Source organism: Streptomyces humidus (assembly GCF_014649655.1).
GTDB lineage: Bacteria > Actinomycetota > Actinomycetes > Streptomycetales > Streptomycetaceae > Streptomyces > Streptomyces humidus.
Genome location: NZ_BMTL01000002.1, coordinates 57,450 through 80,959 on the forward strand (window position 1 = coordinate 57,450; position 23,510 = coordinate 80,959).

Genomic DNA, 23,510 nt, shown 5'->3' on the forward strand with positions numbered 1-23,510 from the left:
TTCCCTACGGTTCTTCCGGGCGGAGAAGATCAGTATCGCTGTCGTCGCGCCCCCTGTCGTGACGTCGTACCCGTACCCCAGGAGCCCACCCGTGCATCGTCCACCCACCGCCGAGGCCGAGCTGGCCGAGGAACTGGCCGTCGTGCGCCCCGCTCTCGGCCCGCGGTTCGCGGCCGAGCTGCCGGGAGCGCGGGCGGCCGTGCTGACCCGGCTGTGGCGGGGGCTCGCCCATGAACCGCTGCCCTGGATCGCCCACCGCGAGGAGACGGGCGGCGCGCCGGGCGCGGAGGGCCGGGGGGAGCTGCTGATCCGGCTGCGCGACGGCCGCCGTCTGCGCGGCCCCCGTTCGGACCCGTACGCGAGCGCCGGCCAGGTGACGCGGGTGTGGCTGGAGGGGACGGCGTACGACGACCCCGCCCGCCTGATGACGGCGCTGGCCGTGCCGCACGGTGCGGGCTTCGCCGCCGAACTCGGCCACAGCGTCGCCTCGGCGGCACTGTCACGGGCCGGGCAGGATCCCCTCGACGTCCCCTCGGCCGATCCGAGGCGGTGGCCGGCGCGGGACTGGGAGTGGGAACAACGGGTCGTCGACGGGCACCCTTACCATCCCAACTGCCGTTCCCGGCCCGGTTTCTCGGTCGCCGAGCAGCTCGCGTACGGGCCGGAGCACCGGCCGGCGGTGCGGTTGGGCCTGCTGCCCGTGCCCGCCGACGAGTGCCTGGTGTCGGGTGGGTGGCCCGAGCATCTGCGCGACGGGACGCGGCTGTTGATCCCGGTGCATCCGTGGCAGGCGGCGCATGTGCTCAAGCGCTCCTGCGCGCAGGGCGTGACGGCGCGTCCGCTGATGTCGCTGCGCACGCTCGCCCTGCCCGGCGGCACGCACGTCAAGACGGCGCTGAGCACCCGCCTGACGTCGTCGGTGCGGGACATCTCCGTCGGCTCCGTGGCCGCCTCGGCGGCCCTGTCCGACTTCGCGCAGAGCCTCGTGCCGCACGCGGAGGGCCTGCTGCACCTGACCCGCGGCCTGGGCGCGGCGACCGCCCGCTCCCCCGACCTGGCGGCGGTGCTGCGCGAGTCGCCGGACGTGTACGGGGCGCCGGGCGAGCACGTCGTGCCGGTGGCGGCCCTCGGCGTGACCGGACTGCCCGCCTCCCCGCTCTGGCTCGCGCGGTTCGCGCGGCTGGCGCTCGGCGTGGGACTGCGGCTGCTGGAGCTGGGCGTGGCGCTGGAGGCGCACGGGCAGAACCTGCTGGTCGTGCTGTCGGCGTCGGGGACCCCGTTGCGGCTGGTCTACCGAGACCTGGCCGACATCCGCGTCAGCCCGGCCCGGCTGGCCCGGCACGGCGTCGCGCTGCCGGACGGCCTGCCCGCCCGGATCCGCACGGACGACGTGACGGCGCTGCGACGCAAGCTGTTCGGCTCCCTGGTGGCCGGTGCGCTGGCCGGGGCGGCGGGCGGCCGCCCGGCCCTGCGGGCAGCCCTGGAGGCGGCCGTGCGGGACCTCCCGCGCACCCCGGACCTGGCGGCCCTGTGCGAGGAGCCGCTGCCGGTGAAGGCGCTGACGCTGATGCGGTTGTCGCCGGGGACCCCCGGGGACCGCTGGGCGTCACTGCCCAACCCGTTGCGAGCGGACGGGAGCTGAGACCCCGTTTTGTGGCGGGGCGCTTTCGGTCAATAGGATCCGCCGATGATCAGAACACAACGGCTGGCGGCGGGCGTCTGCGCCCTGCTCGCCGCGCTCACGGCCGGGCTAGCGTTCCCGGCCGGGGCGGTCGCCGACGAGACCACCGCCACCGCGCCCAAGGTCGACCTGGTCCTCGACGTCAGCGGTTCGATGCGGACGAAGGACATGGACGGCGGGACGCGGATGGCCGCGGCCAAGCAGGCGTTCAACGAGGTGCTGGACGCGACCCCGGAGAACGTCCTGCTCGGCATCCGCACCCTGGGCGCGAACTACCCGGGGGACGACCGCAAGACGGGCTGCAAGGACACCGCGCAGCTCTACCCGGTCGGCCCGCTGGACCGCACCGAGGCCAAGACGGCGGTGGCCACCCTGTCCCCCACCGGCTGGACGCCGATCGGCCCCGCCCTGCTCAAGTCGGCGGACGACCTCGACGGCGGCACCGGCTCCAAGCGGATCGTGCTGATCAGCGACGGCGAGGACACCTGCGCACCGCTCGACCCGTGCGAGGTGGCCCGCGAGATCGCGGCCAAGGGCATCGGCCTGACCATCGACACCCTCGGCCTGGTGCCCAACGTCACGATGCGCCGGCAGCTCAGCTGCATCGCCGAGGCCACCGGCGGCACCTACACCTCGGTGGAGCACACCGACGAACTCACCGACCGGGTCAACCAGTTGGTGGACCGGGCCGCGGACCCCGTGGTGACCCCGGTCGCCACCGAGGGCGCGGCGTCCTGCGCCAAGGCGCCCACGCTGAAGTCGGGCCTGTACACCGACCGCGCGGAGTTCGGCCAGGAGCGCTGGTACAGGGTCGACGTGAAGCCGGGCCAGGAGCTGCGCACCTCGGTGAGCGTGGCGGCCGACCGGACCGTGAACCCCGGCTACGGGGTGCTGCTGCGGGCGGTCACGACGCACGGCCGGGAGATCGTGCGCGGCGAGGCGGCCGGCAACGGCCGGACCGACGTCGTCTCGACCGGTCTGCGCTATCCGAAGGCGGAGAGCGACGACGAGGACGCCCCCGCCGAGACGGTGTGCGTGCAGGTGACCCACTCCTACTCGGCGGCCGCGGGGGTGAAGACCACGCCGGGCATGCCGCTGGAGCTGACGGTGGACCTGGTCGGCGGCCCTTCGCAGGCGAGCGACGTGGCCTCCTTCGGCCTCGGACGCGGCTGGTGGCTGCTGGGCGCCCTGGTGCTCTTCGGCTTCCTGGCGGGTGTGCTGTGGGGCTGGCTGTCACGCTGGCGTGTCGCGGTCTGGAGGACCAACTGATGCGGATCACACGTGTGTCGAGCCGCGCCCTGGCGGCGCTCGGACCGACGGCCGCACTGGCGGCCGGCCTGCTCCTCGGCCCGGCGGTCGCGCCCGCCGTGGCCGACTCCACCCCCTCGGCGAGCCCTTCGGGCGACGGCTCCGCCCCCACCGAGGCCGGCACGTCGTTCCGTACGGCGACGGAGATCGACCAGGGCCGGACGGCCACGGCGAGCGGCTCCGCGGGTGACTACCTGTACTGGTCGTTCCCGGCCGACTCGGGCCAACGCCCCACGGTGAAGGCGACGGTGAAACTGCCGAAGTCCCACACCGCGCAGACCTGGCAGGTCGACGTGTACGACGGGCTGCGCCGCCGTCAGGCCTGTCAGTACGGCGCGCAGACGCGCACCGCCGCGCCGGGCACGGCCTCGGTGGAGCTGGCCTGCGTGCTGCGCACGGTGCGCGCCTGGTCGGAGCCGTGGGCGAACGATCCGCTGCCGGGCACGTACTACGTCCGGCTGACGGCCCTCGGCCTCACGGCGGCCGACCTGGGCCTGCCGGTCGGCGCCGAACTGCGGGTGGACTCCGCGGACATCGGCGGATCCGCCGCCGTCGACGGGTCGCTGGCCCAGCCGCTGGTCCCCGGCATCGCGGTCACGTCCGGAGGAAAGAAGGACGACTCGTCGGCCTCCGCCGTCCTGTCGAGCACAGAGCCCGACGACGGCTGGTCGTCCGGCTGGTGGTCCGACCGCTGGGTGTGGACCGCGATCGGCGCCGTCCTGGCCGCCCTGGCCGGCATCGGCGGATACACGCTGACCCGCGGACAGGGACGACCCCGGCACGTGCCGCCGGGCGCCTGACGCCCGCGGCCTGACGACCACAGTCCGACAACCACTGTGTGAAGACCGCAGCCTGACGACCACAGCCTGACGCTCCGTCACGCTGCTCACCGGAGAAAAGCGGCAGGGCCCGCCACCCCGTGGCGGGCCCTGCGCCGTCGGCGCCGGCCGAGCCGCACCCGGCTCCGGGGCGCGCGGCGCTCAGGCCTCCCGCAGCTCCTTGGCCAGGGGGCCGTCGCCGCTCACCTCGATCCGCCCGGAGCGCACCGCGTCGAGCACCGTCAACGTCCCCTGTGCGACGGCGGTGCAGGTGTCGGCGCCGAGGTCGAGCCGTGCGTCCGGCTCCACGGGCGCGGGCCCGTAGCCGTACACCGGGCCGTCCTCGGCGCCGACGAACAGATGGAAGTCGCCCTCGTCGAGGCGGACTTCGACGACGCCCTCGCCCTTCAGCCCGCGCGCCAGGGGCAGCGCGAACCAGTGCGCGCGCAGCGCGTCGGTGGGCCGTCGCTCGCCGAGCTCGCCCTCGCCCCACGCCCCCAGCGCCTGCAGCACGGGCAGCAACTCCGCTCCGCGTCGCGTGAGTTCGTACACGGAGGCCGCTCCCGGCGGGGGCAGCCGACGCCTGGTGGTCAGCCCGTCGCGCTCCATGTCCTTCAGCCGTGAGGCGAGTACGTCCGTGCTCACGCCCGGCAGGTCGGCGTGCAGATCGGTGTAGCGGCGCGGGCCGGCGAGCAGCTCCCGGACGATCAGCAGGGTCCAGCGGTCGCCCACCACGTCGAGGGCGCGGGCGGCGGAACAGTACTGGTCGTAGCTTCGGCGAGGTGACATGGCACGCAGTCTAGACATGTCGTTGGACTTTCCAAGCTGGAACTTGGTAAAACCAAGCAACACATCAACCGGAGGGGCGAGCGCGCATGGAGTTCCGGCAGTCGAACAAGCTGAGCGAGGTCTGTTACGAGATCCGCGGCCCGGTGATCGAGCACGCCGACGCGCTGGAGGCGGCGGGTCACAGCGTCCTGCGCCTGAACACCGGCAACCCCGCGCTGTTCGGCTTCGAGGCGCCGGAGGAGATCCTCCAGGACATGATCCGGATGCTTCCCCAGGCGCACGGATACACCGACTCGCGCGGCATCCTCTCGGCCCGCCGCGCGGTGGCGGGGCGCTACCAGGCACTGGGCCTGGAGGTCGACGTCGACGACGTCTTCCTCGGCAACGGCATCTCCGAGCTGATCTCCATGGCCGTCCAGGCGCTGGTCGAGGACGGCGACGAGATCCTCATCCCCGCACCCGACTTCCCCCTCTGGACGGCCGTCACGACCCTCGCCGGCGGCAAGGCGGTCCACTATCTCTGCGACGAGCAGGCCGACTGGTACCCGGACCTGGACGACATGGCGTCGAAGATCACCGACCGCACCAAGGCCGTGGTGATCATCAACCCGAACAACCCCACCGGCGCGGTCTACCCGAAGGAGATCATCGAGGGCATCCTCGACCTCGCCCGCCGGCACGGCCTGATGGTCTTCGCCGACGAGATCTACGACCGGATCCTCTACGACGACGCCGTGCACCACTCGGTCGCCGCGCTCGCCCCCGACCTGGTCGTCCTGACGTTCTGCGGCCTGTCGAAGACCTACCGGGTCGCCGGGTTCCGCTCGGGCTGGCTGGTGGTCACCGGGCCGAGGCAGCACGCCAGGAACTATCTGGAGGGCCTGACCATGCTGGCCTCCATGCGGCTGTGCGCCAACGCGCCCGCGCAGTACGCCGTCCAGGCCGCGCTCGGCGGCCGCCAGTCGATCCACGAACTGACCGCGCCCGGCGGCCGCCTGCACGAACAGCGCACCGTCGCCTGGGAGAAGCTCAACGAGATCCCCGGCGTGTCCTGCGTGAAGCCGAAGGGCTCGCTGTACGCGTTCCCCCGCCTCGACCCCAAGGTCCACAAGATCCACGACGACGAGAAGTTCGTCCTGGACCTGCTGCTGCGGGAGAAGATCCAGGTCGTCCAGGGCACCGGCTTCAACTGGCCGGCCCCCGACCACTTCCGCATCCTGACCCTCCCGCACGCGGACGACCTGGAGGCGGCGATCGGACGGATCGGCCGGTTCCTGAGCGGATACCGGCAGTAGCGGCGGGGGAAGCGGAACGCCCGCGACCGAGGGCGGACGCCGTGTACGGACACGGCTCGGCGACCGCCGGAACGTCCTGCCTGGTCACCGAAGGGCTGCGACCTCATAACAGCTTGAATCGTCCACGACAAAGGGATGGTTTTTCGCCACTCTGACCTGATCAAATGGAGATCACACAAACGCAATCCCTGGGGGGACGAGAAGCATGCATTGGTACGTGGACGTACTGAAGAAGTACGCGGTGTTCAGCGGACGCGCGCGCCGGCAGGAATACTGGATGTTCACCCTGTTCAACGTCATCGTCGCCGTCGTACTGGCGATCGTCGGCGCTGTCATCGGTTCGAACGTCCTGAACATCATCTACACCCTCGCCGTGCTGCTGCCCGGCCTGGGCGTCGCGGTCCGCCGCCTGCACGACACCGGCAAGTCCGGCTGGTGGCTGCTCATCGGCCTGATCCCGCTGGTCGGCGCGATCATCCTGATCGTCTTCCTCGCCAGCGAGGGCAAGCGCGAGCCCAACCAGTACGGCCCCGACCCGAAGCTGGCCCCGGCCGCCTACTGAGGCCGCACGGCTCACGAGGCCCGCCGGGACTCCCGGCGGGCCTTCGCCGTGTCCGCGCCAGTGCGCCACGACGCCTAACCTGTCGGTCATGGGTGATCTCTTCCTCGTCCGGCACGGCGAGACCTCCTGGTCGCGTTCCGGACGGCACACCGGGTCGACGGACGTCCCGCTGACCGACCGCGGCCGCGCCCAGGCGCGTGCCCTGGTGCCACTGATCCGCTCGCACCGGATCGGGGCCGTGCTCGTCAGCCCGCTGCAGCGGGCGCGGGAGACGGCGGAGCTGATCGGGCTGCACGAGGTCCAGCTCGACCCGGACCTGCGCGAGTGGGACTACGGCGGCTACGAGGGCGTCACGACCGCCGAGATCCAGCGCACCAGACCGGACTGGTTCCTGTTCACGGACGGGGTGACGCCCGGGCCGCCCGAGCACCCCGGGGAGACGCCCGAGCAGGTCGGGGAGCGGGCCGACCGGGTGCTGGCCCGGGCCGACGCGGCGCTCGCCGACAGCGAGGGGTGCGTGGTGCTGGTGGCGCACGGGCACTTCCTGCGGGTGCTCACCGCCCGCCGGCTCGGACTGCCCCCGTCGGCTGGGGCGCTGTTCCAGCTCGCGACGGGGACGCTGTGCCGACTGGGCACGGAGCACGGGCGGCCGGTGATCGCCTCCTGGAATGTCAGACCCCCGACGTAGCCTCGGACGCACCGGGGCGAACGGCCCGTCGCCGGGAGGGAGCACGCCGTGACACGACCGCCGACCGCCGCGCAGCGGCGGGTGATCGACGCCGCCGATCCGGTCTCCGGGCGGCTGCGGGGCACGCAGGCGCAGCTCGCGGCGCTGGTCCGACGCGGCCTCGCGTTCCGGCACCCCCGCCCGCCGCACGACCACTTCCTGACCCCGGCGGGCCACCGGGTACGGGAGGCCCCGCCCGAGCCGCCGGCCGGCGCGGCGAAGGCCGACGCCCCGGCAGGGGGCGCGGACAGCGGCGTGTTCGCCGCGCGCGTCGGCGGCGAGGAGGACGCCGGGGCGGCCGGCCCCGCCCGGCTCCGCGAGGTGCACAGCGCCTGGCAGGGCCTGCTGGAGCTGCGCCGGATGACCAACCCGGACGGGGAGACGGGCCGGCCCTGCGGCTGGGAGCGCGCGCATCTCGTACGGGCGGCCGCCCTCGCGCTGGAGGCGGCCGGCCACCGCCCCGCCGGACCCGGGGGGACCGACGGCTACCGGGTGCGGGCGACCCCGCAGCCGGAGGCGGTCGCCGTGCACGGGCCGGACGAGGCGACGCTGCGGGCCTGCGCGGCGACGCTGGAGACGGCGGGCTGGCAGAGCGGGCAGCACACCGACCCCCGCACGAGAGCGCGCTATCTGCTGGCTTCCCCCCGCCGGACGTGAAGGGCGTGCCAAGATCGATGCCCGGCGTGCCAAGATCGATGCCCGGAGCATCGATACTCGTCGAGGAGAAGGGGAGACCGTGAGCGATCCGTTTTCCGTCCGGGTCACCGTCCGGGGATACGAGACCGACGTGCAGGGACACCTCAACCAGAGCGTGTACATCAACTACGCGGAGCACGCCCGCTGGTCGCTCCTGCAGGCGGCGGGCATCACCCAGGCGGAGCTGATCGGCAAGGGCGTGGGACCGGTCGCCCTGGAGACCACCATCCGCTACCGGCGCGAACTCCTCGCCGGGGACGAGGTCGACGTGTCGTGCGCCTTCGAGTGGAGCGGCGGCAAGACGTTCCGCATCCAGCAGACCGTCACCAAGGCGGACGGCACGGTCGCCGCGGAACTCACCGCCGTCGGAGGTCTGCTGGACCTGACGGAACGCCGAATGGTGGCCAACCCGCAGGACGTCTTCAATGAACTGGCCTCGGATCCGGGCCTGTTCGGCCTGTAGCCGTCGGCAGAACGGCCGGGGCGGTGCCGGGACACGCGGTGACGCGTGCCCCGGCGCCCGCGCCCGGACGATGGCCGTCGCCTCGCCCGGAGCTCTCGGGCCCGCTCAGCCCTGCGCGGCTGTCCGCGCCAGCCGCTGCGCCTGTGCCCGGGTCGAGCGGGCGACGGCGTCCTCGTCGACGTACAACAGCCGTCCGTCCTCGACGATCTGACGGCCGTTCACGAAAGAGGCGGTGACGGGGGCGGCCGCACCGAGGACCAGGGCCGCCACGGGGTCGGCTATGGAGGCGTGGGCGAGGGTGTCCAGCTTCCACAGCACCAGGTCGGCCAGCTTGCCCGGCTCCAGGGAACCGGTCTCGCGGGACCGGCCCAGGACCTGGGCCCCCCCGAAGGTGCCCAGGCGCAGCGCCTGACGGACGTTCAGGGCGGCTTCCCGGTGCGGGCCGAGGCGGTTGATGAGCAGGGCGTTGCGCAGCTCGGTGTGGAGTTCGCCGGACTCGTTGGACGCCGTCCCGTCGACGCCGAGGCCGACCGGGACGCCGGCCGCCAGCATGTCGGGGACCCGGGCGATGCCGGCGGCCAGCCGCGCGTTGGACGAGGGGCAGTGGGCGACGCCCGTCCCGGTGCGGGCGAACGCCTCGATGTCGGAATCGTTCATGTGGACGCAGTGCGCCATCCACACGTCCTCGCCGAGCCAGCCGGTGGACTCGAAGTAGTCGGTCGGGCCCATGCCGAACATCTCGTGGCAGAACTTCTCCTCCTCCACGGTCTCCGAACCGTGGGTGTGCAGCCGCACGCCGAGCCGGCGGGCCAGCTCTGCTCCCTGGCGCAGCAGTTCGGTGGAGACCGAGAACGGCGAGCAGGGAGCGACGGCGACCTGGGTCATCGCGTCGAAGGAGGCGTCGTGATGCCGGCGGACGGTCTCCTCGGTGGCGGCGAGGGCGTCCTCGAGGGTCTCCACGGCGAAGTCCGGGGGCAGGCCGCCGTCCTTCTCGCCGCGGTCCATGGAACCGCGGGCGAGGGTGAAGCGCACGCCGACGTCGCGGGCGGCGCCGATGATCGCACCGGACAGGTCGCCGGAGCCCCGGGGAAAGACGTAGTGGTGGTCCATGGCGGTGGTGACGCCGCCACGGGCCATCATGGCCAGGGAGCCCTCGGCGGCCGCGCGGACCATCTCCTCGTCGATGCGCGCCCAGGTCGGATAGAGGGCGACGAGCCAGTCGAAGAGGTTGTGGTCGGTGGCCAGGCCCCGGGTGATCCACTGGTAGAAGTGGTGGTGGGTGTTGACCAGGCCGGGGGTGACCAGGTGCCCGGCGGCGTCGATGCGGCGCTCGACGTTCTCCAGGCCCCGGGGCGCCGGGCCCGCGCCGAGCGACTCGATGCGGTTGCCCGCGAGGACGACGTGTCCGTTCGCGTGCTCGGTGTCCTGGGCGTCGACGGTCGCGATCGCGCAGTTCTCGATGACGGTGCGCCGGTCTGCTGCCATGGTTTCGTCCTTTTCCCTCGGTGGACCCGGGTGGAGCGGGCACGGCGGGACCCCGGAGGTGTCGAGTGCGGCGGCCGGGAGGCGGGGTCCGGCCGCGGATGCCGGAATGAGGTGGAGGGGAGGTGTCGGTCAGAGGTTGGTGAGATCCACCGGTATCCGCGCCTGGCAGCCGTTCCGCAGGACGGTGGCCTCGATCAGCCCGTAGGGCCGGTCGGCGGCGAAGTAGACGGCTCCGTCGGCGGTGTCGTTCGTCAGCCCGAACGGCTTCAGGTCGACGAGGAAGTGGTGCTTGTTGGGGAGCGAGAAGCGCACCTCGTCGATCTCGTCGCGGTGGTCGACGATCCGCGCGCCCATGGCGTAGAGGGTCTGCTGGAGGGAGAGCGAGTACGTCTCGGCGAAGGCCAGCAGCAGGTGCTTCTTCACCTGGGCGTACGACTCGTCCCAGTCGGGGGCCTGCTGGGCGTCGTCCGTCCAGTTGAAGCGCCAGCGGGCGGCCACCTCGGTCGCCAGGATCCGGTCGTGCGCCTCGGGCAGGGTCGTGTACTCGTCCTTGACGAAACCCCGGAACTCGGAGTTCGTCGAGTTCATGACGGTGAGGTCCTTGAGCCCGGAGACGACCTCCCAGGACGAGCCGTCGTAGGTGATCTGCGCCAGACGGGTCTCCTGGCCGCGGCGGACGAAGGAGTGCTCGTCCGTGCCGGGCGTCTCGATCCGCTCCCAGGCGTACTCCTCGACCCGGATCCGCGCGGTCGTGATGGCGTCCTGGGAGGTCACGAAGTGACGGGCGAGACGGATGCCGAACTGCTCGGCGGATGCGATGCCGTGCTCCTTGGCGAACGCGTACACCGTGTTCTTGGTGGTGTCGGTCGGCAGGACGTGGGCGTTGGAGCCGGAGTAGTGGACCTCGTCCATGTCGCCGCTCAGCGCGACGGACACGTTGAGGTCCTTGATGTGATGGGTGTCGCCGTCCCGCGTGATCCTGACGACCCGGTTCTCGGCCTTGCCGTACTGGTTCTGCCCCAGCATCACCGGGCGGGCGGGGCGTGAGGTGTCGGTCATGTCTCTGCTAGCTCCCTCGGTATACGGAGTAGCCGAACGGGTTGAGCAGCAGCGGAACGTGGTAGTGCTCGCCCGGCGCGACGGCGAACGTGACCGTCACCTCCGGGAAGAACACCCCGCCGGCACCGCTGTCCCGATTCGCGGGGGCGTCCTGCTGCGCATCGGCTCGCTGGTTCTCACGGTGCTCGAAATACGCCTCCACGGCGAAGTCGAGCCGAACATGGGTGGTCCCCTCCGGCAGCGCCGGCAGGTCCTTGCAGCGGCCGTCCGCGTCGGTCGCCGAGCCGCCGAGCGCCTGCCAGTCGGCGTCCTGGCCGCCGCGGGCCGTGAGCCGGACGGCGACTCCCCGGGCGGGGCGGCCGACGGAGGTGTCCAGGATGTGCGTGGACACCGATGCGGGAGTGCTGGCGCTCACGGTGTTCTCAGTCCTCTCCGACGAGTCGCGCGAGACGGATACGGTTGATCTTGCCCAGTTCGGAGCGGACGATCTCCCGCTCCCGCTCCGGCGCGTTGCCGATCCGCTCCTCGGCCGCGTCGCGCATCTGCTCGCCCGTGCGGCCGGTGGCGCAGATCAGGAAGACATGGCCGAACTTCTCCTGGTAGGCCAGGTTCAGTTCGAGCATGTCCGCCCTGAGCCGCTCGGAGGCTCCGGCCATGCCGCCCTGCTCGCGCGTCGAGGCCGGGTCGCCGGGTCTCGGGCGGCCGATGGGCGGATGTCCGGCCATCGCCTCCGCCAGGTCCGCGGCGGTCAGTCGGGCCATGGCCGCGTCGCCGGCCTCGTACAGCGCGTCGAGAGTGGCGTAGGGGCGGGCCGCGAGCAGTCGGTCCGCCCACGCCGTGGAGGCGCACACCTCGTGGAGCGCGGCGCGGGCCGCGGACTCCTCGAGTGCGTTGAACCGGGCCAGGCCCGGGAGCGGGGAAGTCGACGTCACGGGAGCCTCCGTGGCCGCGGAGAACGGCCGTCGTGCTTGAGCGGACTGCGGCCAGCTAACGCCCCCGCCCGTCACTGCGTCAACACTTTGTTGAAAATTACCGAGGAGGGGGCGGGGCGGGAGGGGGCGGGGCTGGATGCGGCTGGACAGGGCTGGGGAACGAGGCGGGCGGAGAAGGAGGTGGCTGGAGAACACGTCGGCCGCACTCCCGGCGATCCATCACCCGCACCCGCGGCCGCGCCGATGTCGCGCCCGGGCCGCATCCGGGCCGCATCCGGGTCTGCACCCCGTCCGCGCCCGCTTGGGCACCGGTCTCGGCCTCCGCTTCGGCTTGGGCTTCGGCTTCGGCTTCGGCTTCGGCTTCGGCCTGGGCTTCCGCCGGAACGCGTGGGCGGTCAGGCGCCCTTCTCGCGATTGAGGTAGTTGTAGACCGTGAAGCGGCTCACCCCGAGCGCGCTCGCCACGGTCTCCACACCGTGGCGCACGGAGAAGGCGCCGCGCGCCTCGAGTATCCGCACGACCTCCTGCTTCTCCTTGCGGTCCAGATCGGCCAGGGGTCTGCCCGTCCTGCGCTCCATCGCGGCCAGGATGTGGTCGAGGGAGTCGGCGAGCTGCGGCAGACGCACGGCCACGGACTCCACGCCCTCCCAGATCAGGACGACGTCCTCGGCACCCGCCTCGTCCGGCGGGAGCATCTCCCCGCCCATCGCGTCGACCAGCGGCTTCACGGCCGCGATGAAGGCCGCGTCGCCGCCGGCGCTCACCGCTCCTCCCCGACGACGTTGACCTGGAGCGAGATACGGGTGGCGCCGGCCCCGAGGGACTCGCGCAGCAGGGCGTCCACGGTGGCGAGCACCGCGTCGGCGGCACCCTCGGCGGTGTTGCCGAAAGGTCCGACGTCCACCGCGTCCAGGTCGGCCCGCTCGATCACCTCACGGGCGGCCAGGGCGTGCGCGGGGGCCTCGTCGAGGTCGAAGGGCTCGGTGGTGAACTCCACTTTCAGTCGCATCGCGCCCACACCTTCCTGAACGGGTCCCGGCCGTCGCTGCCCGGACCCCGACCTTAACCGACCGGGCGGACGGTCGGACGGGAGAGCCGGACGCCCTCGGGCGGGCGATCGACGGCCCGCGGCACAGCTCACCGGCCTCGACTTCCGCGCGGGACGCCTGCCGGGCCCGACCGCGGTGCCCCGCCGGTGTCCGGTACAGCGTCCGGTCCGGAGTCCGAGCGGTTCCGCGCCGGCACCGAGGTGGCCGCGGGCTTGGCGCAGTCCGTGGGCGGCGGGGCGTGCAAGGCCCTCCACGGCAACCGCGTCCAGGGCGTGGAACCCGCCGAGCAGGACGCGCTCGCGCCGGAGAACCGGGTCCTCGCGGCTTGCGCCGCCGACCGCGTCGGCCTCCCCTTCACGGGAGCGGGGCCCACCGCCCCCGTGTCGGTGGGCCCCGCCGTGAGGACAATGTGCCCTACTCCCGGGGCGGTTGCAGCCCGCTGAACAACGTTTCAGAGGTTGATTTGAGGTTGGCGCGCCTTCCCGCCGTCCGTCCGCCCGGGCGCCCTACCGCTCCTCAGGGAGCCGGTCGTGCTCCTGGGACAGCCCGGGCCAGTCGTCGGGGCCGCCGCCCTGCCAGTCGATGAGGTCGCTCTCCTCCACCTCGATCCGGTCCAGGTCGGCCAGGCGCAGGATCTCCACGACGTCGTCGAGGTGCGAGGCGAGGCCGAGCACGGCATCACCGGAGGTGACTCTGCGGGAACCGTCCAGAGCCGGGGGGTGGACCACGATGTGCGGGGGTCGCGTCAGATCGCCCATGCCCCCAGCGTCCTGCGGACGGACCGGATGCGCACGTCGGACGCGATCCGCGGACCGGCCGTGCGGGCGCCTCGGCCGGGCGAATGTGTCGGCCGGGCGGGCGTCTCGGCCGGGCGAGTGCGGCTGCGGTCGCTGCCCTCTCCTTCATTTCTGCATAACGGAACTCCACTTTCGCCACGTTGAAACAAGGCGCGAGTGGGCGCGCAAAGGTCGTCAAGAGACGGACAAGCGGGGGCCGGAGGAGGACGATGGGGGCCATGTCCGAGAGCGTGCCGGTGCGCTGCCCGGCCTGTCGCCGCGAGCGCCTCTACACCGTGCCGTCCTACCCCTGTGCGTGCGGTTCACCGGTGACGCCGGTGCTCGACCGGCGAACGGCGCCGGCGGCCGTCGCCCACCGGGCGTGGGACGACGAATGGATCGTCCTGGGCTGCCGCGCCTGCGGCCGCCGTGCCCAGTGGCCGCGGCCCGAACTGGGCTGCGCCTGCGGGAGCGTGCTGCGGATCCCGGTGTCCGACCGCCCCGCCGAGCCCGCACCGGCGCAGGAACCCGGACAGGGACGCGCCCCCGAGCCGGAGTCCGGACCTGAGCCTGAGCCCCGACCAGAGCCTGCGCCCGGGCCTGAGCCTGAGCCCGGACCTGAGCCTGAGCCCGGGCAGGAGGCCGCGCCCGGACCTGAGCCTGAGCCCGGGCAGGAGGCCGCGCCCGGGTCGGAGACGGCGGTGACCGCCCCCAGACCGCACCCGCGCGTCTTCCGGCCCGTCTCCATCCGTACCGCGCGGGACGCGGTGACGGCCGCCGCTCTGTATCTGGGCTGGCTGGGGCACGGGGATGTCCGGCGTGCCGACCAGCGGCCCACTTCCGGCATCGGCCTCGCCGCCCGGGGACTCCTGGCCCAGGTGGACCCGAGCGTGCACCCGGCCTCGCTGCGGGACGTGGAGTGCCTGTGGCTGACGGCGATGACGGAGTCCGCCGAGTGCGTGTACTTCTCCCTGGCCGGCTACGCCGACGACGCCAGGGTCCGCGCCGACCAGCTGTCTGTGCCCCTGTTCGTGCTGGACCTCACCGGCGCCCCGCAGCCGCTCAACGCGACGGCCCATGCCCTCGCCACCGCAGGCGTCCGGGACGCGCCGGACGTGCGGGACGATCCCGGCGGCCGGGACGTCCGCGGCCAGCGGCGACGGACGCCGCCGCAGGAGTCCTAGTCCGGGCGTTCCCGCCGTGCGGGCCCGTCCTGAAGGGCGTACTTCTCGCGCAGTTCGATCTTGCGCACCTTCCCCGAGACGGTCATCGGGAAGGCGTCGAGGATCTGCAGCCTGCTCGGGATCTTGAAGTGCGCCAGGCGGCCCTCGCAGAACGCGCGCAGCTCCTCGAGCGTCAGGGGGTCCGCCGGGTCGGCCGGGATCACACAGGCGAGGACCTCCTCGCCGTACTTCTCGTGCGGGACCCCGACGACCTGGACGTCCCTGATCTTCGCGTGGCTGTAGAGGAACTCCTCGATCTCGCGCGGGTAGACGTTCTCCCCGCCCCTGATGATCATGTCCTTGATGCGGCCGACGATCTCCACGTAACCGTCCTCCCGCATCACCGCCAGGTCCCCGGTGTGCATCCAGCGGCCCGCGTCGATGACTTCGGCGGTCTTCTCGGGCTCGTTCCAGTAACCGAGCATCACGCTGTAACCGCGGGTGCACAGCTCGCCGGGGAAGCCTCGCGGACGGGTCACACCGTCCACCGGGTCCACGACCTTCACCTCGATGTGCGGCAGCACGCTGCCGACGGTGCCGGTGCGGTGCTCCAGGTCGTCCTCCCGGCGGGTCTGGGTCGAGACGGGTGAGGTCTCGGTCATGCCGTAACAGATCGACACCTGCGCCATGTTCATCTCGGCGACGACGCGCTTCATCACCTCGGCCGGGCAGGGCGAGCCCGCCATGATGCCGGTGCGCAGCGAGGAGAGGTCGTAGGAGGCGAAGTCGGGGAGGTTCAACTCGGCGATGAACATGGTCGGGACGCCGTACAGCGACGTGCATCTCTCCTGCTGGACCGCCTCCAGCGTGGCCTTCGGGTCGAAGGACGCAGCCGGGATGACGACGCAGGCGCCGTGCGAGGTGGCCGCGAGGTTTCCCAGCACCATGCCGAAGCAGTGGTAGAAGGGCACCGGAACGCAGACCCGGTCGTACTCGCTGTAGGCGAGCGACTCGCCCACGAAGTAACCGTTGTTGAGAATGTTGTGGTGGGAGAGGGTGGCGCCCTTGGGGAAGCCCGTCGTTCCCGACGTGTACTGGATGTTGATGGGGTCGTCGCAGGACAGCTCGTTTCTGCGCGTCCAGAAGTCCTCGTGGAGGTCGGGCGTTCCGCGTCGCAGCAACGCGTCCCAGCTCGGATCCCCGATGTAAACGGTTTCGCGCAGGTGCGGACACCTGCTGCGCACCTGCTCGACCATCGCCCGGTAGTCGCTCGTCCGGTGGCTGAGCGAGGCGAACAGCACGGAGATTGGGCCTGGTTGAGGACGTACTCGACCTCGTGCGTGCGGTAGGCGGGGTTGATGTTCACCATGATCGCGCCGATGCGGGCGGTGGCGTACTGGACCAGCACCCACTCGGGGCAGTTGACCGCCCAGACGCCCACCCGGTCGCCCTTGGCTACCCCGTCGGCGAGCAGCGCGTACGCCAGCCGGTCGACGTCCGCGACGAATGCGGCGTACGTCCAGCGCCGCCCGGAGGGCACGTCGACCAGGGCCTCGCGGTCCGGCCAGGCGGCCACCGCCCGGTCCAGGTCGGCCCCGATCGTGTCCCCGAGCAGACCCGTCGTGCTCGTCCCGTGGGCGTACGCCGGACTGCGACCGGATGCGTACGCCGAGCCGTGACCGGGCGCGTACGCCGAGCCGCTTTCCGGCGTGGGGGGCGAGCCGCTCAACGGAAGTCCTCCTCGCGGTACTCGTCCGCCGAACCCGCCGCCGTGGCCTCGCGCAGCTCGATCCGGCGGATCTTGCCGCTGACCGTCTTGGGCAGCGGCGCGAACTCCAGGCGCCGCAGGCGCTTGTAAGGGGCGAGGACCTGGCGGGAGTGCTCGAAGAGCACCTTCGCGGTGTCCGGTCCCGGCTCCCAGCCCTCGGCGAGGACGATGTAGGCCTTGGGCACGGCGAGGCGCAGGTCGTCCGGGGCCGGGACGACGGCCGCCTCGGCGACCGCCTCGTGCTCCAGCAGCGCGCTCTCCAGCTCGAAGGGGCTGATCTTGTAGTCGGAGGCCTTGAAGACGTCGTCGGCCCGGCCGACGTAGGTGAGGTAACCGTTTTCGTCCCGGCTGCCGATGTCCCCGGTGCGGTAGTAGCCGCCGGCCATCGCCTCCGCCGTACGGTCGGCGTCGCCGTGGTAGCCGGTCATCAGGCCCACCGGACGGGCGGACAGGTCCAGTGCGATCTCGCCCTCCCGGGCGCCCGGCGCGCCCGAGACGGCGTCCAGGAGCTCCACCCGGTAGCCCGGGCTCGGCCGTCCCATGGAGCCGGCCTTCAGTTCCTGGCCGGGGCTGTTGGCGATCTGCACGGCGGTCTCGGTCTGGCCGAAGCCGTCCCGGACGGTGACGCCCCAGGCGCGCCTTACCTGTTCGATGACCTCGGGGTTGAGGGGCTCGCCCGCGGCGACGGCCTCGCGGGGCGGAGTGCGCAGTTGGGTGAGGTCGGCCTGGATGAGCATGCGCCAGACGGTCGGCGGGGCGCAGAACGTCGTCACGCCCGCCCGGTCCATCTCCGTCATGAGACGGGCCGGGTCGAAGCGGGTGTAGTTGTGGATGAAAACGGTTGCTTCGGCGTTCCAGGGGGCGAAGAGATTGGACCAGGCGTGCTTGGCCCAGCCGGGCGAGGAGATGTTGAGGTGCACGTCGTGGGGCTTGAGCCCGATCCAGTACATCGTGGCCAGATGCCCGACCGGGTACGAGGTGTGGGTGTGCTCCACCAGCTTCGGGCGGGCGGTCGTGCCGGACGTGAAGTAGAGCATGAGCGGGTCGTCGGCGAGGGTCGGGCCGTCGGGCGTGAAGTCGGCCGAGGCGCTGTAAGCGTCTTCGTAACGGTGCCAGCCCGCGGGTGCGCCGCCGACCGCGATGCGGGTGTAGTCCCCCGGGACCTCGTCGAACTTGCCGGCGTCCTCGGAGCGGACGAGGACGTGCCGCACCCGGCCGCGTTCGACGCGGTCGGCGAGGTCGGCGGGGCCGAGCAGCGGGGTGGCCGGGATGACGACGGCGCGCAGCTTCATGGCGGCCAGCGCGGTCTCCCACAGTTCCGCCTGGTTGCCGAGCATGACGAGGATCCGGTCCTCGGCGGCGACGCCGCGGGCGCGCAGCCAGTTCGCGGCCCGGTCCGAACGCTCCGACAGCTCGGCGAAACTGAGACGCGTTTCGGAACCGTCTTCTTCGACGATGTGCAGGGCGGTGCGCCCGTTGCCCTCGGCGATGGCGTCGAACCAGTCCAGGGCCCAGTTGAAGCGCTCGGGCCGGGGCCACTCGAAACGCTCGTAAGCGGTTGTGTAGTCCTCGCGGTGCTCCAGCAGGAAGTCGCGGGCTGCACGGAAGAGCTCCGTCGCCGTCGTCATCGATCTCTCCTTGGTCTCTTTGCTCTCTTTGCTCGGTCTCTCTGCCCGCTCGCCGGCCTCGGGGACGCGCTCGACAGCGGCGCGCCCCTGCGGCACACTCCCGTGGCGCCGGACCATTGCCGGGCGGCTCTCTGCCATCGTGTAATCCGTGATGCAGGTCTCACCACCCCCGAACGGGGGTGTGCGGCACAACGCCGGGCGGAAAGGGCGACAACGTGGCAGCAGACGCGGCCGGAACGGCTCAGATCGGCGGGGCGCTGGTGCGGCTGCGGCGGGCGACCGGACTGCCGGTCGCCTTCGGCGGGCTGGTGGAGCCGGGGCGGCAGCGGATGCGGATCAGCGAGTTCAGCGGGGCGGCCGGGCTCGCTCTGCGCGGGGTGGCGGTGATCCCGGGAAACGGTCTGGGCGGCAAGGCGGTGGCGCTGGCCCGGCCGTGCGCGGTGACCGACTACTCCCTGTCCCGGCAGATCAGTCACGAATACGACGCGGCCGTCGCCGAGGAGGGGCTGCGCTCGGTGCTGGCGATCCCGGTGGTGGTGCGGCGCCGGGTGCGCGGGGTGCTGTACGGCGCCCTGCGCTCGGCCCAGCCGCTGGGGGAGCGCACGCTGACGGCGGCCGTGCAGGCCGCGCGGGACGTGGAGCAGGCGCTGGTGGTCCAGGACGAGGCGCGCGATCTGCTCGCGGCGGCCGAGGTGCGCGCGGCGGCCGCCGGGTCCGGCCGGGGCGGCGGGGCGGCCGCCGGGTGGGAGCAGGTCCGCGAGGCGCACGCCGCGCTGCGCGCGCTGGCCCCGCGGATCGCCGACCCGGTGCTGCGGGCGGAGCTCCTCGACGCCTGCGGGCTGCTCGCCCCGGGGGCGCCCCGGGAGCCGGAGCGGCAGCCGGTCGTCCTGGCTCCGCGTGAGCTGGACGTGCTGGCGTGCGTGGCGGCGGGGGCGACGAACGCCGCGGCCGCCGAGCGGCTGGGGCTGCGCGCGGAGACGGTCAAGGGCTATCTCAGGTCGGCGATGCGCAGGCTGGGCGCGCACACCCGGGGAGAGGCGGTGGTCGCGGCCCGCAGGGCGGGTCTGCTGCCGTAGGCCACCGATCACCGGCCACCGGCCACCGGCGTCACCGGCACCACCTCCCGCGACGCCTGCCACGCACCCCGCGGGGGCGGCTCGGTCGGCCCGCGGCGCGTACCCGGCGGAGTGCCGGCGAGGAGCGATCACATCAAGCCAGGGAGCCCCCTCACGACAAGCGATTATTCACTCACCGTCACCATGAATTTCCCTGTACGTCACGTTGTTATATCCCTCACCACGCCGCGCCTCCGAATTTCAAAGAGTCGTTGCCTAGAATTTGGCCCGGACACGACACTCGGAGGGGAGCGGTGACCGTGCGACGGGACTTCAAGGAGCCTGCCAGATGCCGCCCCGACCTGGTCATCGGCAGGGACGAGCTGTACACGGCCGCCCGCGAGCAGCTGACCCGCGGCGGCAGTGTGCTGCTGCACGGCCCGGCCGGAATAGGAAAGTCGACCGTGCTGCGGGCATTGGCCGCGGATTACGGCGACGCGGCTCGCACCGTGCTGCGCTGCTCGGCGACCGAGTCCGAATCACACCTGCCGTTCCTGGCCCTGGCGGACCTCTTCGGTCTGGTCCTGGACGAGATCTCGGACAAGCTGCCCGCGGCCCAGCGCACCGCCCTGGAGTCCGCGCTGACCGGCCGCGGCGAGTCGACTCTGCAGCGCGACGGCCTCGCGCTGCGGCTGGCCGTCCTGTCGGCCCTGCGCGCGCTGGCCGCGGCGGGCCCGGTCCTGCTCGTCGCCGACGACCTCCAGTGGCTGGACTCGGCCAGCGCCGAACTCCTCGGGTTCGCCGCGCGCCGTCTCGGCGACACCCCCGTCCAGCTGCTCTGCGCCGTCCGCACCGAGGGCCAGGAGTACGACCGCCATCTTCGCGCGTCCCCGCCCGACACCCTCGCCGTCCGCCTCAACCCGCTCTCCCGCGCCCAGGTCTCCGCGCTGCTCGACCACCGCGGCTACACCGACCTGCCCCGCTCGACGATGCGGGAGATCCACCGCACCAGCGGCGGCAACCCCCTGTTCGCCCTGGAACTGGGCCGCGCACTCGGCGAGAGCACCACCCCGCCCCGGCCGGGCGAGCCGCTGCCGGTGCCGACCTCGCTGCGCGCCCTGGTGCTCAGCCGCCTCGACATGCTCTCCCCCGAGGCCCGGCGGACCCTGCTGGTGGCCAGCGCGGGCGCCCGCCCCACGCTGGCCCTGCTGCACGCGGCCGGGCGGGAGAACGCCGAGGCGGAGACCGCCCGGGCCGCCGAGCTCGGACTGCTGGCGACCGAGCCCGAGGGGCCCGCCGTGCGGTTCGCGCACCCGCTGATCTCCGCGGCGCTGTACGCGGAGGCCCCCGCGCAGGAGCGCCGGGCCGCGCACGCCGCGCTGTCCACCGCCGCCTCCGACCCCATCGAGCGGGCCCGCAACCTCGCTCTGGCCACCACCGGCACCGACCCCGAGGTGGCCGCCCGGCTCGCCGAGGCCGCCGCGCTGTCCCGCGACCGGGGCGCCCCCTCGGTCGCCGCCTCGCTCGGGCTGCTGGCCGCCCGGCACACCCCGCCGGACGGCACGCCCGCCCCGGACCGGCACCGCCTCCAGGCCGCCGAGGACGCGATCACCGCCGGCGAGGTGGACCTCGCCCGGGACATCGCGCGCGAGGTGCTGACCCGGGCCACCGTGCCCGCCGACCGGATCCGCGCGTGGGAGGTGGTCATCGAGGCCGCCGGGCAGGCGCTCGGCGACGTCGACGCCGTCTTCCCGCAGGCCCTGGCCGACGCCGGCGACGACCCCCGGCTGCTCGCCCTGGTCCGCTACCACCTGGCCTGGCGCAAGCTGATCGTCGAGGGCGACTTCTCCGAGGCGCGGCAGGAGGCGGCGAACGCGGCGGAGCTGGCCGCCCGCGGGGGCGACCGGCGCACCGAGCTGATGGCGCTGTCCTTCCAGTCGTCCACCGAGACCCTGATGGGTCACCCGAACGCGCCCGCCACCATCAAGCGGGCGATGACGGAGCCTCAGGACCCGTATGTGGCCTGCCATCACAACGGGGTCGGCGCCGCCAGGTTCCGCTGGCTGATGATGAGCGACCAGCTGGCCGAGGCCCGTTCGACCATCACCGCCCTGCTGCGCGAGGTGCGCCGGCGCGGCATGGTCGAGAGCGAGGTGCACTTCCAGCGCTTCCTCGCCGAGACGGAACTGCGCTCCGGGCACTGCGGACGCGCCCTGGACCTGGCCCGCGAGAGTCTGCGGCTGGCCCGCGACTCCGGCATCGGCCTGGGCGCCTCCGCGATGCTGGCCTCCCTCGCCGAGGCATCCGGCGGCGACGTCGACCGGGCGCTGGCGCTGGCCCGGGAGGCGGCCGGGCGCGCCGGGGAGGACGGCGACCAGATGTACCTCTCGCGCGCGCTGGCCGCGCTGGGCCACGCCCAGCTGGTGGCCGGGGACGCGGCGGGCGCGGTCGGCTCGCTGCGCCGGGTGAGGGAGCTGGAGGCCGGACTGCGCATCACCGACCCGGCGCGCGGCCGCTGGCAGGGCGACCTCGCGGAGGCGCTGGTGCTGGTCGGCGAGCCGGGCGAGGCCCAGGACGTCATCGACGTGACGCGTGAGCACGCGCTGCGGCTGGACCGGGAGAGCGTGCTGGCCGTGCTGGACCGCTCGGAGGCGATGGTGCGGGCGGCGCTCGGCGACCACGAGGCGGCGCTCTCCCGGCTGACGTCCGTTCAGGACCGGCTCGCCAAGCTGGGGTACGGCCTGGAGGAGGCGCGGGCGGCGTTCGCGCTGGCCCGGCTGCGCACCCTGCGGCCGGGGACGGGACCGGGGCCGACGTCGTACGACGAGGCGGCGCGGCTGTTCCGGCGGTGCCGGGCGCTGCCCTGGCTGCGTCAGGTGGACGAGGCCGCCGCGGAGGGCGCGGCCGCCCAGCGCCTGGTCGTCGTCCGGCAGCAGCCACCGTCCGACGTGCTGGAGGGGCTGGCGGCGATGGAGCGTCAGGTCGCCGCGCTCGTCATGGAGGGCGCGACCAACCGGGAGATCGCCGCGCGCCTGTTCATCAGCGTCAAGACGGTCGAGGCGACGCTGACCCGGGTCTACCGCAAGCTGGGGATCCGCTCGCGGGTGGACATCGTCCGTCTGGCCGCCGGACGTCACGCGAAGTGAGGAATTCGCGGGACAGGACTCCCGCAGCGGCTACCTACCCTTAGTGGGTTTCTCTGGGTTCTGCGCCGCGCGCGGCGGGCGCACCGAGCGGTTCCCGGGCGACGGCCGCGGCCGCGCCCGTGGGCCCGCCGGGATGACCGAGGGTTTTCCCTGCCCCAACTCCCTTAGGGGGTTCCCTCATTGGGGCAAGCGGTGGCCGAGCCCTAGCGTGAGGGACGTGCCGCTCGCCCGGGCACACGGGGGCCGGTCCCGCGGCCCCCGTGCCCACCCCCACACCCGCGCGACTCCACCGGCTCTCTCCATCGAGGAGTTCCATGCTCGGGCTCAACCGCGTGAAGAAGAACGCAGCCGTGGTCGCGGCGACCGCCGTCGCGGCGGCGACGGCACTGCTCAGCGCCCCCACCGCTGTCGCAGCGCCGCAGCCGGTCGTGGGCGGCACCACGACGACGACCACGGCGTACCCGTTCATGATGCAGATCACCGACGCCTCACAGAACCAGTTCTGCGGCGGGACGCTCGTCTCGGCGACCAAGGTGGTCACGGCCGCCCACTGCATGGTCGGCGAGACCACGAGCAGCGTGCGTGTCGTCGGGGGGCGCACGTACCTGAGCGGCGCCGACGGCACGGTCCGCCGGGTGAGCAGGATCTGGATCGACCCGGAGTACACGGACGCCACCGACGGCGACGACGTGGCCGTCCTGACCCTGTCGACGTCGATGCCGTACGCCACGGCGTCGTACGTCTCCCCGTCGCAGACCGGGGTGTACGCGGCCGGCACCACCGCCCGCGTCCTCGGCTGGGGCGCCACCTCGGAGAACGGCAGCTCCTCCGAGCAGCTGCGGACCGCGACCGTGCCGGTCGTGTCCGACGCGAGCTGCGAGAGCTCCTACGGTTCGGACTTCGTCCGGACCGACATGGTTTGCGCCGGATTCGCTTCCGGCGGCACAGACACCTGCCAGGGCGACAGCGGCGGTCCCCTGCTCATCGGGGGCGTCCTGGCAGGGATCACTTCTTGGGGCGAGGGCTGCGCGGAGGCCGGTCACCCGGGTGTGTACACCCGGCTGACCACCTTCTCGAGCCTGGTGACCGCGCAGGTCACCTCGTAGCCGG

The 23,510-nt window shown here is 72.9% G+C and carries 20 protein-coding genes and 3 pseudogenes; 13 read left to right on the forward strand and 10 right to left on the reverse strand.

Annotation, left to right across the window (positions count from 1 at the left end; genetic code table 11):
- Positions 1 to 91: 91 nt before the first annotated feature.
- From IE239_RS02140 to IE239_RS02150, 3 genes are read left to right on the forward strand one after another with little or no spacing between them, the layout of a single operon-like run.
- Positions 92 to 1,642, forward strand: a complete 1,551-nt coding sequence (locus IE239_RS02140) for an IucA/IucC family protein (protein ID WP_190147486.1) — start codon at positions 92 to 94, stop codon at positions 1,640 to 1,642.
- A 45-nt stretch (positions 1,643 to 1,687) separates the two neighbouring features.
- On the forward strand, positions 1,688 to 2,950 hold the full coding sequence (locus IE239_RS02145; RefSeq protein ID WP_190147487.1) for a VWA domain-containing protein: 1,263 nt from the start codon (positions 1,688 to 1,690) through the stop codon (positions 2,948 to 2,950).
- Positions 2,950 to 3,789 carry a hypothetical protein gene (locus IE239_RS02150; protein WP_190147488.1) on the forward strand — a complete coding sequence of 280 codons (840 nt, stop codon included), beginning with the start codon at positions 2,950 to 2,952 and terminating at the stop codon, positions 3,787 to 3,789. Before IE239_RS02145 ends, IE239_RS02150 begins: the two co-directional genes overlap by 1 nt.
- A gap of 180 nt (positions 3,790 to 3,969) precedes the next feature.
- On the opposite strand, the gene IE239_RS02155 is transcribed toward IE239_RS02150, so the two are convergent.
- Entirely contained in the window at positions 3,970 to 4,596 is a 627-nt protein-coding gene (locus IE239_RS02155; RefSeq protein ID WP_190147489.1) for a winged helix-turn-helix transcriptional regulator, read from the reverse strand.
- Positions 4,597 to 4,682: 86 nt separating this feature from the next.
- On the opposite strand from IE239_RS02155, the gene IE239_RS02160 reads away from it, so the two are divergent.
- From IE239_RS02160 to IE239_RS02180, 5 genes are all read left to right on the forward strand, one after another.
- On the forward strand, positions 4,683 to 5,891 hold the full coding sequence (locus IE239_RS02160; protein ID WP_190147490.1) for a pyridoxal phosphate-dependent aminotransferase: 1,209 nt from the start codon (positions 4,683 to 4,685) through the stop codon (positions 5,889 to 5,891).
- Positions 5,892 to 6,096: 205 nt separating this feature from the next.
- Positions 6,097 to 6,453: a DUF805 domain-containing protein gene (locus IE239_RS02165; protein ID WP_190147491.1), complete on the forward strand. Its 357-nt coding sequence runs from the start codon at positions 6,097 to 6,099 to the stop codon at positions 6,451 to 6,453.
- Positions 6,454 to 6,541: 88 nt separating this feature from the next.
- Positions 6,542 to 7,141 carry a histidine phosphatase family protein gene (locus tag IE239_RS02170; RefSeq protein WP_190147492.1) on the forward strand — a complete coding sequence of 200 codons (600 nt, stop codon included), beginning with the start codon at positions 6,542 to 6,544 and terminating at the stop codon, positions 7,139 to 7,141.
- A gap of 48 nt (positions 7,142 to 7,189) precedes the next feature.
- Positions 7,190 to 7,837 carry a hypothetical protein gene (locus IE239_RS02175; protein WP_190147493.1) on the forward strand — a complete coding sequence of 216 codons (648 nt, stop codon included), beginning with the start codon at positions 7,190 to 7,192 and terminating at the stop codon, positions 7,835 to 7,837.
- Between the two features lie 79 nt (positions 7,838 to 7,916).
- The gene (locus IE239_RS02180; protein ID WP_190147494.1) at positions 7,917 to 8,339 is read left to right on the forward strand and encodes an acyl-CoA thioesterase; all 423 of its coding nucleotides are present in this window, start codon (positions 7,917 to 7,919) and stop codon (positions 8,337 to 8,339) included.
- Between the two features lie 105 nt (positions 8,340 to 8,444).
- Here the strand turns inward: IE239_RS02180 and IE239_RS02185 are convergent, their stop codons facing one another.
- The 6 genes from IE239_RS02185 to IE239_RS02210 form a co-directional block, all read right to left on the reverse strand.
- Positions 8,445 to 9,824 carry an 8-oxoguanine deaminase gene (locus IE239_RS02185; protein WP_190147495.1) on the reverse strand — a complete coding sequence of 460 codons (1,380 nt, stop codon included), beginning with the start codon at positions 9,822 to 9,824 and terminating at the stop codon, positions 8,445 to 8,447.
- A 129-nt stretch (positions 9,825 to 9,953) separates the two neighbouring features.
- Positions 9,954 to 10,883, reverse strand: coding sequence for a factor-independent urate hydroxylase (gene pucL / locus IE239_RS02190; protein ID WP_190147496.1), 930 nt, complete (start codon positions 10,881 to 10,883; stop codon positions 9,954 to 9,956).
- Between the two features lie 7 nt (positions 10,884 to 10,890).
- On the reverse strand, positions 10,891 to 11,298 hold the full coding sequence (gene uraH / locus IE239_RS02195; RefSeq protein ID WP_190147497.1) for a hydroxyisourate hydrolase: 408 nt from the start codon (positions 11,296 to 11,298) through the stop codon (positions 10,891 to 10,893).
- 7 nt (positions 11,299 to 11,305) lie between these two features.
- Positions 11,306 to 11,815 carry a 2-oxo-4-hydroxy-4-carboxy-5-ureidoimidazoline decarboxylase gene (gene uraD, locus IE239_RS02200; protein ID WP_190147498.1) on the reverse strand — a complete coding sequence of 170 codons (510 nt, stop codon included), beginning with the start codon at positions 11,813 to 11,815 and terminating at the stop codon, positions 11,306 to 11,308.
- 395 nt (positions 11,816 to 12,210) lie between these two features.
- Positions 12,211 to 12,579 carry a helix-turn-helix domain-containing protein gene (locus IE239_RS02205; protein WP_190147499.1) on the reverse strand — a complete coding sequence of 123 codons (369 nt, stop codon included), beginning with the start codon at positions 12,577 to 12,579 and terminating at the stop codon, positions 12,211 to 12,213.
- Positions 12,576 to 12,824 carry a hypothetical protein gene (locus tag IE239_RS02210; RefSeq protein ID WP_190147500.1) on the reverse strand — a complete coding sequence of 83 codons (249 nt, stop codon included), beginning with the start codon at positions 12,822 to 12,824 and terminating at the stop codon, positions 12,576 to 12,578. Before IE239_RS02210 ends, IE239_RS02205 begins: the two co-directional genes overlap by 4 nt.
- A gap of 124 nt (positions 12,825 to 12,948) precedes the next feature.
- Between IE239_RS02210 and IE239_RS41725 the strand changes: the two are divergent.
- Positions 12,949 to 13,211: pseudogene (locus tag IE239_RS41725) on the forward strand (hydroxypyruvate isomerase); the annotation flags it as partial.
- A gap of 159 nt (positions 13,212 to 13,370) precedes the next feature.
- Here the strand turns inward: IE239_RS41725 and IE239_RS02215 are convergent.
- A complete protein-coding gene (locus IE239_RS02215) occupies positions 13,371 to 13,622 on the reverse strand; it encodes a hypothetical protein (RefSeq protein WP_190147501.1) in 252 nt (83 codons plus the stop codon).
- A 257-nt stretch (positions 13,623 to 13,879) separates the two neighbouring features.
- Here IE239_RS02215 and IE239_RS02220 point away from each other — a divergent pair.
- A pseudogene (locus tag IE239_RS02220) lies at positions 13,880 to 14,740 on the forward strand (hypothetical protein); the annotation flags it as partial.
- A gap of 80 nt (positions 14,741 to 14,820) precedes the next feature.
- Here the strand turns inward: IE239_RS02220 and IE239_RS02225 are convergent.
- Together IE239_RS02225 and IE239_RS02230 are read right to left on the reverse strand one after the other, a co-directional pair.
- Positions 14,821 to 16,418 (reverse strand): annotated as a pseudogene (locus IE239_RS02225) (AMP-binding protein).
- 110 nt (positions 16,419 to 16,528) lie between these two features.
- Positions 16,529 to 18,199: an AMP-binding protein gene (locus tag IE239_RS02230; RefSeq protein WP_190147502.1), complete on the reverse strand. Its 1,671-nt coding sequence runs from the start codon at positions 18,197 to 18,199 to the stop codon at positions 16,529 to 16,531.
- A gap of 215 nt (positions 18,200 to 18,414) precedes the next feature.
- On the opposite strand from IE239_RS02230, the gene IE239_RS02235 reads away from it, so the two are divergent.
- The 3 genes from IE239_RS02235 to IE239_RS02245 all read left to right on the forward strand — a co-directional run bounded on the left by IE239_RS02235 (position 18,415) and on the right by IE239_RS02245 (position 23,506).
- The gene (locus IE239_RS02235) at positions 18,415 to 19,275 is read left to right on the forward strand and encodes a helix-turn-helix transcriptional regulator (RefSeq protein ID WP_190147503.1); all 861 of its coding nucleotides are present in this window, start codon (positions 18,415 to 18,417) and stop codon (positions 19,273 to 19,275) included.
- A gap of 293 nt (positions 19,276 to 19,568) precedes the next feature.
- Positions 19,569 to 22,400 carry a helix-turn-helix transcriptional regulator gene (locus IE239_RS02240; RefSeq protein WP_190147504.1) on the forward strand — a complete coding sequence of 944 codons (2,832 nt, stop codon included), beginning with the start codon at positions 19,569 to 19,571 and terminating at the stop codon, positions 22,398 to 22,400.
- Between the two features lie 314 nt (positions 22,401 to 22,714).
- Positions 22,715 to 23,506: a S1 family peptidase gene (locus IE239_RS02245; protein WP_190147505.1), complete on the forward strand. Its 792-nt coding sequence runs from the start codon at positions 22,715 to 22,717 to the stop codon at positions 23,504 to 23,506.
- The last annotated feature ends 4 nt before the right edge of the window (positions 23,507 to 23,510 follow it).